The sequence below is a fragment of the Paraflavitalea pollutisoli genome (assembly GCF_029360705.1).
Lineage (GTDB): Bacteria > Bacteroidota > Bacteroidia > Chitinophagales > Chitinophagaceae > Paraflavitalea > Paraflavitalea pollutisoli.
The window spans coordinates 470,259-483,016 of sequence record NZ_JARKMX010000014.1 but is presented as its reverse complement, the minus strand read 5'-3'; the positions used below and the strand labels follow the sequence as shown (position 1 = coordinate 483,016).

The window sequence follows — 12,758 nt, the reverse complement described above, 5'->3', positions numbered from 1 at the left end:
AGTAATCATTGCATATCAAAATCTTATTAAACAATGGGAGCAGCATCTAACGACATCAGCAAGTGCCCTTTTCACAATGGCAGTATGAAGCACAACGTGGCCGGCGGTGGAACCCGCAACCGCGACTGGTGGCCCAACCAGCTAAAGGTGAGCATTCTTCGGCAGCATTCGGAGAAATCCAATCCGATGGGAGATGATTTTAATTATGCAGCAGCTTTCAAAAGCCTCGACCTGGAGGCCGTGAAAAAAGACCTGCACGCACTCATGACCGACTCGCAGGATTGGTGGCCCGCCGACTTTGGTCACTATGGTCCCTTGTTTATCCGCATGGCCTGGCACAGTGCCGGTACCTACCGGGTTACTGATGGCCGCGGTGGTGGTGGTGCCGGACAGCAACGTTTTGCACCACTCAATAGCTGGCCCGACAATGTGAGCCTCGATAAGGCACGCAGGTTGCTATGGCCCATCAAACAGAAATACGGTAATAAATTATCCTGGGCCGATCTGCTGATCCTCACCGGCAATATCGCCCTCGAATCCATGGGTTTCAAGACCTTCGGATTTGCTGGTGGCCGGCCCGATGTATGGGAGCCCGATGAAGATGTATACTGGGGTTCAGAAACCACCTGGCTCGGTGGTGATGTACGTTACGCCAACGGTTCGCACGGCGTGGTAGAAGATCATGGCGTATTGGTCTCCGACGACGATGCGGATGGTCATATCCACGGTCGTAACCTCGAGAAGCCACTGGCGGCCGTACAGATGGGCCTCATCTACGTCAACCCGGAAGGCCCCGATGGCAATCCCGATCCGATCGCCGCTGCCAAAGATATCCGTGATACCTTCGGCCGCATGGCAATGAACGATGAAGAGACCGTAGCCCTCATCGCGGGTGGTCATAGTTTTGGTAAAACGCACGGAGCTGCTTCCGCCGACAACGTGGGTAAAGAACCCGAAGCGTCCGATCTTGATGCACAGGGCCTGGGCTGGCACAACAGCTTTGGTTCCGGCAGCGGCGCTGATACCATTACCAGTGGTCTCGAAGTGATCTGGACCAAAACTCCGACGCAATGGAGCAATAACTTTTTCGAAAACCTCTTTGGGTTTGAGTGGGAGTTGACCAAGAGCCCTGCTGGTGCGCATCAGTGGGTAGCCAAAGACGCCGAAGGGATCATACCGGATGCATATGATACCAACAAAAAACACAAGCCGACGATGCTCACGACAGACCTGTCGCTGCGTTTCGACCCGGCTTATGAAAAGATATCACGTCATTTCCTGGAAAACCCCGATGCCTTCGCCGACGCCTTTGCCCGCGCCTGGTTCAAACTCACGCACCGTGATATGGGGCCGCGTGCCCGCTACCTGGGGGCAGATGTGCCGGAGGAAGTACTGTTGTGGCAGGATCCCATTCCGGCAGTAAATCATCCGCTCGTCGATGACAACGACATCGCATCCTTGAAAGCAACCGTGTTGGCGTCTGGACTCACCGTAGGACAACTCGTCTCCACGGCCTGGGCGTCTGCGTCCACTTTCCGTGGGTCCGACAAGCGGGGTGGGGCCAATGGAGCCCGCATTCGCCTGGCACCGCAAAAAGACTGGGCTGTCAACAACCCCGTACAATTGCACCAGGTGCTGGCCAAACTGGAAAGCATCCAGTCAGCTTTCAATGGATCGGCGACGAATGGTAAAAAGATATCCCTCGCGGATCTGATCGTACTGGCCGGCAGCGCCGCTGTCGAAAAAGCAGCGAAAGATGCCGGACACGATATTAAAGTACCCTTCAGGGCCGGCCGTATGGATGCTACACAGGAGCAAACGGATGTAGAATCCGTAGGATACCTCGAACCCAAAGCAGATGGCTTCCGCAATTACCGCAGAACCCGCGTTCCGGTAGCAACCGAAGCCTTGCTGATCGACCGGGCGCATTTGCTGACACTGACTGCACCTGAATTGACGGTACTGGTGGGTGGATTGCGGGTACTGGATACCAACCAGGATGGTTCCAAAAACGGTGTGTTTACACAGCGCGCCGGTCAACTGACCAATGACTTCTTCATCAACCTGCTCGATATGAACACGGCCTGGAAGGCCGTATCGGAAGACCGGGAAGTATATATCGGCAGCGACCGCGCCAGTGGTCAACCCAAATGGACCGCCACCCGCGCCGATCTGGTCTTTGGCTCCAACTCCGAGTTGCGTGCTGTAGCAGAAGTATATGGTAGTGGTGATGCACAAGGTAAATTTGTGCAGGACTTTGTAGCCGCCTGGACCAAAGTGATGAACCTGGATCGGTTCGATCTGCAATAAATTCCGGAAAGACTATAGTATAGAAGGCCTCTGCTGCAAAGCGGAGGCCTTTGCTATTTAATCTGGAAAGAAAATGGAATATATAGTGTAGGATGGTCACTAAAAGACAATACCGGTTAAATTCTGTCTTTTACTGGGTAATATAGACACCATGTCGATTTTTATCACGCCTTAATTTTGTTTGGATAGCCAAAGTGGTATTTCTCAGATATTGCTTTGGTGTACATCAACGACTGTACACAACAATTCTAACCAAACCTTTTTTATGCTTATGAGAGGCTTACTGCTATCTCTTATCAGCCTTTTTGTGTCTGCCATAGCCATGGCACAGGCCGTTTCAGGAACGGTCAAGGACGAAAAAGGAGCTCCGCTCGAAGGTGTTACCATTTCACTGCGTGGCACGAAGGTCGCCACCCAGACCGATTACAAGGGACACTTCTCTATTCCGGCTCCGGGTAATGGCACGCTTGAACTAGCCATGATCGGGTACACCAAAAAGATCGTTCCGATCCAAAACCGCAACGAGATCAATGAATCCATGCAGATTACGCAAAGCAGCATGGATGACATTGTCGTGATCGGTTACCAGAAGATCACGCGGAAGAAGAACACCGCGGCGATTTCCAGTATCTCGGGTAAAGAATTGGCCAACCTGCCTGCTGCCAGTTTCGATCAGTTACTACAAGGTCGCCTCGCAGGTGTGAACGTGCAGAACTTTACCGGTGAACCGGGTGCATCCCCCACGGTTCAGATCCGGGGTACCACAACGCTGAGCCGCGGATACGACGAATATGTAATTACCAACCAGCCCTTGTATGTAGTAGATGGTATTCCACAGCCCGCACAAGACAATTACACGCCAGGCATGGGTACCGGTACCAACTTCATCGCCGGCATCAACCCGCAGGATATCGAAAGCATCGACGTATTGCGTGATGCCTCTGCGGCAGCCATCTATGGTTCCAGAGCGGCGAATGGGGTGATTATGGTGACCACCAAACGTGGCCGCAATACCGAACCTCGCGTGAACCTGTCCCTCTACACAGGTTTTACCCAACGTCCTCAATTGCGCAACACCACACTGGGTACCACGGAACGCCGCCAGAAGATGGAAATGATCAATGATCTCTATGCTCAACAGCGGTTGAGCGATGGTCAGATGATTGCCATGCCGTATGTGCTGACGGATAGCCTGAACCCCGCCTTCAACGGCAACACCGACTGGCAGGATATGTTTTACCAGGTAGGCCGCATCAACAATGCCGACCTCAGCCTTAGTGGCGGTGCAGCCGGTGGTATGAACTATCGTTTCAGCGCTGGTTATTACAATGAAGAAGGTATCGTAAAGGCAACGGGATTCACCCGCTATACCATGCGCCTCAACCTGATGTCGAAGGCGTTGAACCAAAAGTTGACCATCAACCCCATCATCGCTTATTCACGTACGCAAAGATCACGGGGCGCGGGAAACACAGTCGGACTCAATGCGACCAATATGCCCACTTCGCTCTATAATATCAGCGATTCCCGCAAAGATTTCTTGCTGGGAGCCTACGATAAGAACCTGGATGAGAACGTAGGAAGCCAGTTTACGGTGAACCTCAACCTGGGGTATGAATTTTCCAAGCACCTGAACTTTACCTCGCAGTCGTCGTACATGCAAAATGGCAATCGCCGCGATTACAACCGTACCAATGAGCTCACGGGTGGTGCTGGAAATATTTCCAACTCGTTTACCGATCAAAGCATCAACCTGCGCACCTCCAATTACCTGAGTTACAACAACGCTTTCGGCAAACACAACGTGGCGTTGATGGGGGGTATGGACGTAGAATACAACCAGTTCAAATCGCTGTTTGCTGAAGGCCGTAATGGGGTGAGCGATCAGATCCAGGTGATCTCTGGCTTCCAGCAACGTCACCTCACGGCGAGTTCCGATTATCAGGCGAATGGGCTGGTAGCCTACTATGCGCGCCTGGTGTATGACTATGACAGCCGCTATATGTTGTCTGCGGTGGTAAGAAGGGATGGTTCTTCGCGTTTCGGTAAAAACAACAAATGGGGTACCTTCCCCTCTGCTTCTGCCGCCTGGTTGCTGTCTGAAGAAGCATTCATGAAGGACAGCAAGTCCAATATTTCCCTGCTGAAGATCCGCGGTAGTGTGGGCAATGCGGGTAAGGCACCCGGTCAAAACTACCTGTCGTACAACTTGTATCGCGTCAACGCAGGCAGCTATTATGGCGCCGGTGATGCAACTTCGTACAATGGAGTTTCCGCAATTACGCCCAACTTCACCAATGGGGTGGCCCAGCCAGGCATCAGCTGGGAAAAATCCTTTGAATGGAACGTAGGGGCAGAACTGGAAATGTGGAACGGCAAATTCCAAATCATGGCCGACCTCTACAACCGCGAAGGCTCCAATATCCTGATGGACGTGCTACTGCCCGTGACCACAGGATATGACCTGGCAAAGACCAACTCCATTGGCGTGCGCAACGCGGGTGTGGAAGTGGTATTGGCGGGTAGCCCCCTGAAGAGAGGTAGTGCGGTAAACTGGTTCAGCCGCCTGAACGTGTCGTACAACAAGAACACGATCATGTCGCTGCCCAACTCCGGACGTGACCTCATCACGTCCAACGGATCTTTCGATAAAACACATATCCTGAGTGTAGGAAGGCCCATCAACACCTTCTACATGTACAAAACGAACGGTGTATATTCTACCACGGCCGATATTCCCATCAACCCCGTTACCGGTACCCCTGTAGGTGTACCAGGCGCGTACAAAGCCGGCGATATGTCGTTTGTAGACATCGATGGAGATTACCTGATCAATCCGTTCGAAACCGATATGAATCCGGATAAGATCCCCTATGGTGACCCCAATCCTAAATTCACCGGTGGTTGGACCAACAACTTCTCGTACAAGAATTTCACCCTCGGCCTGTTCTTCTCCTTCGTATTCGACCGCGATGTGATCAATACGTTTGATGCGGATGTATTCGAGAACGTATCCGGATCGGGTAACCTGGCGGATATGGCCAATATTTCAACGCCCGACTTCTCCAAAATGAATATCTGGCGCAAACCCGGTGATAAAGCTGATTATCCCGCTTATCCCATGAGTACGTACCGCTACTACTATGTACGTGGTCAAACGTTCTGGCTCGAGGATGGTGACTACCTGCGCTTGAAAAGTGTAACAGCAGGTTACGATCTGCCCACCCAGCTCATCAAAAAATGGAAACTGGGTCAATTCAAGATCTATGGCGTATTGGACAATGTGTTCATGATCCAAAAGTCGAAGAGACTGCCCGACGCGGAAGCGGTTGACTACTACGGCCAGTATGCCGGCGGTGGTTACCCCATTCCCAAGAAATTTACACTCGGCGTCCAAGTACAATTCTAAATCTGGTAAAAATCTTATATGAACATCAAGCAACTTCCCTATATATTCCTGGGTTTGTGTTCACTGACCACGGTATCCTGTAATAAGATTTTGGAACAGGAACCCAAGAACTCTACCTACAACGAAGTATTCTGGTCCGATCCCCGGGCTGGCACCAATGCCATTGCCGGCAATTATTCGATGCTTCGTGATGCCCTCTCAGACGGCCTTTACAACACCTGGAACTGTTTTTACGCCTATGGTGACGCCACCACCGACTATGAGTTTAACCTGCGTACGAATGATGGTCAGGGAAATACCGAGGTCACCCAAGGTCGCTTCGACCACAATTATGTGTCTCAGGCACTGGGTAACTGGACAAAGTTTTACAAGACCATCGCCATGTCCAACATCGTGTTGAAGAACATGGAGGCAGTACCGGAGGAAGTCCTGAAGGGGTATGCAGATCCTGTCAATTATCGCAACAACATCAAAGGCCAGGCCCTGTTTATCCGGGCGCTCACCTACTTCATGCTGGTGCGGGTATGGGGTGATGTACCCTTGGTGATAGAAGCGTATGACGATCCGCTGAAAGCTCCCCACCTGGGCCGTACACCCAAACTGGAAGTAATGGCGCAGATCGAAAAAGACTGTAAGGCAGCGATCGAAAGCCTGAAATGGGAGTACAATTCTGCGGCCGATAAGGCGGTGACAGCCAACAAAGGTGCTGCTTACGCCCTGTTGGCACACCTCTACCTCTGGCGCGCTACTGTCAGCAACATGCAGACGAATGATCCCATCATGGCCGATGTAGACAATGCAGCCAACGCGATCAATGAGATCGAAACAAAAGGTGGCTATAAGCTCACCGATACGGCCAATTACTATCAAACTTTTATCGGTCGCTCTACCGAGAGCATTTTCGAGATCAATAAAAGCGAAAATACCCTGGAAGGTTCTACCCAGCACATCGGACGTTGGTTCCTCGATAGCCGCTATGTGCGCTATTTTGCTGCTAACGCGTTTTACTATGTGAAGAAAGACTACCTGTCTTCGCACTATTATAAAACCACCAAGGTGTGGGAATGGGTATGGGTAACCAACCAGTGGGTATGGATGGAAGTGGAGAAAAAAGGAATGGACAATTCAGACATCCGCTTCAGAAAGAATTTCGATGACGTAAACAGCGATTATCCCACCTGCATCAAGTATTCAAACATCATCTTCCGCGAACCCGGACAACAACTCGACGGTAATTTCAGCAACAACCAGAACATTTTCCGGTTGGCCGACATGCAGCTGTTAAAGGCGGAAATTGCCCTGTACAAAAATCAGGTGACTACGGCTATCGACATCATCAACGGATTCCGTCAGCGCAATGGCGCCCATGTATCCAGCTTTGTACCGCAGACCGCTACAAAAGCGCAAGTCATGACTGAGTACATCGCCGAGCGCGCCAAAGAACTGTACCTCGAAGGCCAGTTGTTTTATGACCTCGTACGCACCAGGCAGGCGGTCAATAGTTCGTCCTGGTTAAGCGATCAGCGACTGAAGGCAGAAGGCTTTTACTGGCCGGTAGCTCCCGTACTGTTCAAGGAAAACAAATACCTGGTACAAACCCAGTACTGGAGAGGCAAGATCTAATTGTTCAACTACTAAAGGAAATTTATGCGAGTAATGGCAAGCAAAATACTGATGGCACTGGCCCTGATCTTGTTGCTGGCGTCGTGCAAAAAGGACAAATACAAGAATGACGGTGGTACACACGATCCCCATGTCAACATGACCACCTACGATTATTTGAAACAACACGGTTCCTTCGATTCGCTGGTAAAAGCCATCGATATGGCCGGATTGAAAGATGCCATCAATGGCGATGTCACCTTTTTTGCCGTGACCAACTGGGGTGTTCGGGATTGGATGCTGGCTAAAAAACAGCAAAAGATCATTGAAGTGGGCAGCGAAAACATCGTGTTCGGGATGAAAGACGTAAGCGCGGCGGTGCTGAAAGACTCACTCCGGATGTACATCTTCCCCGGCAAAATTCAGCGCGAGAACCTCAATACAAAAGGCGCTTTCTTCACCAGTCAGATTGGCCCGATGGGCTCCAATATCCGTCAGTACATCAAACTGCGCAGGATACAGCCGTACAATACCTACATCGAGTATGTCGATTATGTCAACTTTACCAAAGTGATCGGCACGTTGGATGCGGATGAACTCGATTTCACGTCGATTCCCAACGAATTAAAAGATGTGACAGTCGATTGCCAGACATCCGGCATCATCACCACAACAGGTATTATTCACGTATTGGACAACCGCCACCGCCTGTTCTTCAACACTGAACCACTGCCCAAATAACCCTTAAAGCACAATACAATGAAAAAGAAAATAATAGTTGCTTCATTGGCCGTTGTCGCTTTGGCGGCAGCCTGTTCCAAAATCGACGTGGGTTTTCTCAGCGATACCATCCGCTACAAAGACCGCGTTATTTACGCCAAAAGGGGGTTATCGCTGACCCTGTCAGACCGGATCAATGCCGATGGTTCTACACCACCGATCAGCTTTGAATTGTCGAACCTGCGCGATAAAGCGACAGGTGCAGCAGCACCGAAGGAATTTTTCCAGGAATACGAAGTATTGGTATTTAAAGAAGGAGATGTGTTCGATCCGCAAAAGGATACCACAGTCGAGCTGTTGAACAAGAAACGGGAGCTCAAGAAAATGACCCCGATGAATTTCAACCCCATCAGTGGTCAGATCAGTTTCAACCGCGCCTCTGCCAACCTGCCCCTGGGCTTGTATACTTTTGATCTTAGGGCCACCAACTCCAGGGGCACCAAGGATTATCCGGCATTTGCCGACATCAATGTGGTGGATCCTACTACAGACGATGTGTTCACCCTTACCTACGCGGCAGCCTCTGGCTCCAATGCGAGTGAGGTGTTTACCGGCATCAAGGCGCCTCGGGTAACCGCTACCAAGGTATCCAACGATGGCGCGCGCGTGATCCTGAAGTATGTGGACAAGAATGGCCGCCCCTTCAATCCGGCAGCGGGTATGATCGTTAAGCGCGGCGACCGTCCGTTCTTCGAAACGCACGCCAAGTTCAACCCGGTGAAATACACCGATACCGCCATGATCTGTGATTTTGAAGTGGCGCCGTTTCCGTTGCGCCCTTATATAACGCCATCTACAGATTGGGGCTACCTGATCTATTATAGAATTCCGGCTACGTATGTATCTATCGACGCACTGCCCAACAATGCCGCCAACCCGGTGGTAGGGTTTCAGGTGAAGATAGAAGGCACCTACGTCGTGCAGGTCCAGCTGACCGATGCGCAGCGCATTAACTAAGTTTGTTTAGTATTGGTGAATCGTTCTGCTTAAGCCTCTGTATCGGCAATACCTCACAGGTATTGCCGATTTTTTTTGCACTACTGGCATTTCCTGGGGTGCCTCCGGCAGAAATGTTGTCCCGTCCCGCTGGAGGGCGGGAGTGTCTTTCCCTAAAAAGGGGTTATTTTACAGGCTTAGAGCATTATGTCGATAGCGTTACAATTACAGAAAATTAAACGTCCAGGCTACCAGGTAGAGCTGTTCGTACCGGATGCACAGGCGGTGCAGGCAGCGTATTTTCAGCAAAAGCGGGTGCAGGTAAATGTTCCCTTTCCGCACTGGACAAAATTGTGGCCGGCTGGCATTGCCCTCGCAGACTATATACACGAGCATCCCGAATGGGTGCAGGGCAAGCGGGTGCTGGAATTGGCGGCCGGATTGGGATTGCCGTCAATGGTGGCGGGCCGCTATGCGCAGGAAGTTTGTTGCAGCGATTATTTGCCGGAAGCGGTGGAAGCCATTGAACAGTCCGCACGTCATGCCCAATTGTCGAATTTCACAGCCCGGCTCCTGGATTGGAATCACCTGCCCCATGACCTCACTGCTGAAGTATTACTGCTCGCCGACATCAATTATGATCCTGAACAGTTTGATCGCCTATACACCGTGTTATTGCGTTTCTTGGCGCAGGGCACCACCATCTTGCTCACGACGCCCCAACGATTGATGGCAAAGCCGTTTATCGAGAAGTTATTGCCGCTTTGCACCAGCCAGAAGGAGCTGGTGGTCGTTAAGGATGGCCAGGAAACGATGGTTAGTTTGTTGGTGATGGAGTAACGTACTTGGCGCAGGCCTTGCAGCCTGGGAAGCAACTGCGGGTACTGTCCAAAGCGAACAGGTTATTCTTGTCCTTATATTGCCTTAAGTGAGTCATGGTCATCCAGAGTGGTGCTGGTGCGTCTTTAAGATGATGGTCAAGATACTGGGTAAGCCTAAGTGTGAAGTCTAATTTGTCTTTCCGATTTGTTAATACATGCCCACTATTATCATATTGAATCAGCCAGCACGGCTTACTCAACCTTCGCAACGCCATATACATCTCGACAGCCTGGTTAAAATTAATAGCGCCATCTTTTTTATTGTGGACCATCAATAATGGAGTTTTTATCTTGTGGGCGTTCAAAACCGATGAACTTTTAAGATAGATATCTGGCCGTTCCCAAGGGGTAGCCCCCATTCTACCTTGAGGATGATCCTGTTTATCCTCTTTTAACGAAGCGTTAGGAGATTCGTCACCTGTTATCAATGTTAAATATGAGCTGATAATATCAGTAGTTCCGGCTATTTCAATTGCGGCTGCAAACCGATCGGAAGAGTTGCAGAGTATACCCAATGTCTGGTAAGCGCCAAAACTATGCCCCTGAATGGCCATGTGTTCTTTGTCTACATAGGGGCGCTGCGCCAGGAATTCCCCGGCAGAAGCGACGGCATTGTAGGCTGCTTCAGTGATGGTCATCCCGCCAGGAACATTGGCAGTGCTGTATTGAATATCTGGCGTAAATACAAGGTATCCGCGGCTTACAAACCATGGTATGTTAATGTTTGCAGTTGTCAGTCCCGGCATAGGGAACTGGTAACAACGTTGGGAGAACTTCTCATAATAATTAAAAATAACAGGATACTTTTGGGTGGAGTCAAAGTTTTCTGGTTTATACAGCACGCCAGTGTTGAGTTGTCCATTGTACATCTTCCAGATAACCGGTTCGGCAGTTAGCCAATTAACAGCTTTATGTGGTTCCAGGTGGGTGATCGGCTTGAAATGCTGCAGGTCTTTACTATAATATAGATTAGGATACTCCTTCTCACTTTGTCTCAATACGATCCAGTGAGAGGCCTTTCCGTGGGTACCTGATAAAGGGGCCATAGGGTTGTTGAATGGTTGCTGAAAAATGGTGGTTTGATAATAATTATATGGGCCTACTACTAAACAAGTTAAGCTCTTTGAATTCCCCCATTTCATGCTAAATATGCTATTTTCTTTAGTCCATTTATTGAACCCGGTAAAGAGGACTTCAGTTCCTGGTGCTATGCTTGCCGGAGGTACTTGCATAAACCTTAGGTAAACACCGTGGTTTCTTCCATATTCTCCAGTAAGGCATATTGGTTGTTCGGTGCCACTGGGGTCTATCTTCCATAAATCGTAGTTGTCGAAAATAAGCATATAGCTTTCATTTTTTAGCCAATTGATATAGCCCACAGGAATAGGTCTTACGTTTTGAAGCACTTCATCGGTAAATTTGAATGGCAAATGAGCTGTTAGGTTTACAATATTTCCGGTTTGTGAGTCTAAACTGTAGTAGTCTTCAGTAGCCTGATCCCAATAGATGATCCAGCGGTAATGGGGGGAAGTCGAAATGCGAACACCAGCCATGGGATTTTTGTTTTTTCCTATAATAGGAGTTTTGGAACCCGTCTTAAGATTATAAAGCCAGTATTCTTGAGCGCCTTGTTGGAATTGGCTCTTCCTTTTTTGATTCTCAGTTATTTCAACTAAAACAAGATCATTAAATGCTTGAATGCAATTTTCATTTTTAGTAAATCTATGTAACTGTTTTGTGGTGGTTTCTATGGCAAATAAAACGCCAGACCTAAACGATCGAGTGTCAATTTGTGCAGGGAATAATTCGTCATCCTGATAATTCCAGATATCCACACTAGTTACAGTTGGTACCGTAGACAAGTCAGACGCAGGGGATCGCTCTGTAGAAAAATATATCCATTTGCAGCCTTGAGCGCTAAAATAATTCAATGACTCGATGCTGAGGCCTTGTTTCTCTAAAAGCTCGGCGTCGTTGATGAGCTGAGTCGCTATCATGTCCGATGAACGGCAATGCCAGATGCTTTTATCATTTTTGTCATCGATTACAACAAAAGACAGCTGTCGGTCATCTTCGCTGTATGTAAGTTGCTCGATACGGTCCGAAGGTTTTCCGATCCAGGAAATTTTTTCGGGTCCAACTTTCAATGGTTTTCTTTTCAGAACCTGCGCAGCATCGTGAAGACTTACGTAAGCTATTTCATTTAGATTATTCGAAAATCGATAATCAACAATTTTTGACAGAGTAAATTTGTGATTCGAAGAAAGGTCAAGCAGCGTCAGGTCGTTCGCGGGAGACTTGAATAAAATTTTTTTGCCCGCATCCATCCATTCAAATTGAGCAACATCATCAAAGACTTGTTCCTTGCTCGTTACAAGGTCAATTAGTCTATAAGATGATGCTTTTTTTTCGTTGGCGAGAAGTATCCATTTCCCTTTTAATTCGTAAGGGTAAAATACGTCTACATTACCAGCAAAAAGTTGAGCAGTTGTTTTGCCCATCTGCAGCTTAAAAAGCCCCTCCTCAGTTTTGAAGAGTAGTAGTTTGCTGTCAGCGCTGAAGAATATGATCGATGGATATTCAGCGACAATCGACTTTTCCCAATTGCCTTCCAATTGTTTTATCGTCAGCGTGCTTTTTCCCCTTGGCTGGTTATAGATGACATAAGCCGCAAAGTGCCCATCCGGACTCATAGCTATGCCATCTTCTCCGGTGGCTACGATGGGCCAAGTGTTTAACATACCGGTATCAACAATTGGTTTTTGGCATAGGCTATGCAAAAAGAAAAATAGGATCGGAAATACGAGCGCAATAGATTTCATCGGACTTTTATAGATTCT

The 12,758-nt window shown here is 49.1% G+C and carries 7 protein-coding genes; 6 read left to right on the top strand and 1 reads right to left on the bottom strand.

Annotated features, from left to right (window positions below):
• Window positions 1-33 precede the first annotated feature (33 nt).
• The 6 genes from katG to P2W70_RS32485 all read left to right on the top strand — a co-directional run bounded on the left by katG (window position 34) and on the right by P2W70_RS32485 (window position 9,877).
• Window positions 34-2,310, top strand: a complete 2,277-nt coding sequence (gene katG, locus P2W70_RS32510) for a catalase/peroxidase HPI (protein ID WP_276485786.1) — start codon at window positions 34-36, stop codon at window positions 2,308-2,310.
• Between the two features lie 271 nt (window positions 2,311-2,581).
• On the top strand, window positions 2,582-5,719 hold the full coding sequence (locus P2W70_RS32505; protein ID WP_276485785.1) for a SusC/RagA family TonB-linked outer membrane protein: 3,138 nt from the start codon (window positions 2,582-2,584) through the stop codon (window positions 5,717-5,719).
• Between the two features lie 18 nt (window positions 5,720-5,737).
• Window positions 5,738-7,342, top strand: coding sequence for a RagB/SusD family nutrient uptake outer membrane protein (locus P2W70_RS32500; RefSeq protein WP_276485784.1), 1,605 nt, complete (start codon window positions 5,738-5,740; stop codon window positions 7,340-7,342).
• A gap of 33 nt (window positions 7,343-7,375) precedes the next feature.
• Window positions 7,376-8,062 (top strand): hypothetical protein, encoded by a 687-nt coding sequence (locus P2W70_RS32495; RefSeq protein WP_276485783.1) that lies wholly within the window; start codon window positions 7,376-7,378, stop codon window positions 8,060-8,062.
• 18 nt (window positions 8,063-8,080) lie between these two features.
• On the top strand, window positions 8,081-9,058 hold the full coding sequence (locus tag P2W70_RS32490) for a DUF5007 domain-containing protein (RefSeq protein WP_276485782.1): 978 nt from the start codon (window positions 8,081-8,083) through the stop codon (window positions 9,056-9,058).
• Between the two features lie 186 nt (window positions 9,059-9,244).
• Window positions 9,245-9,877, top strand: coding sequence for a class I SAM-dependent methyltransferase (locus P2W70_RS32485; RefSeq protein ID WP_276485781.1), 633 nt, complete (start codon window positions 9,245-9,247; stop codon window positions 9,875-9,877).
• Here P2W70_RS32485 and P2W70_RS32480 read toward each other — a convergent pair.
• On the bottom strand, window positions 9,855-12,740 hold the full coding sequence (locus tag P2W70_RS32480) for an alpha/beta hydrolase family protein (RefSeq protein ID WP_276485780.1): 2,886 nt from the start codon (window positions 12,738-12,740) through the stop codon (window positions 9,855-9,857). The two genes, P2W70_RS32485 and P2W70_RS32480, sit on opposite strands and share 23 nt — an antisense overlap.
• Between the last annotated feature and the right edge of the window lie 18 nt (window positions 12,741-12,758).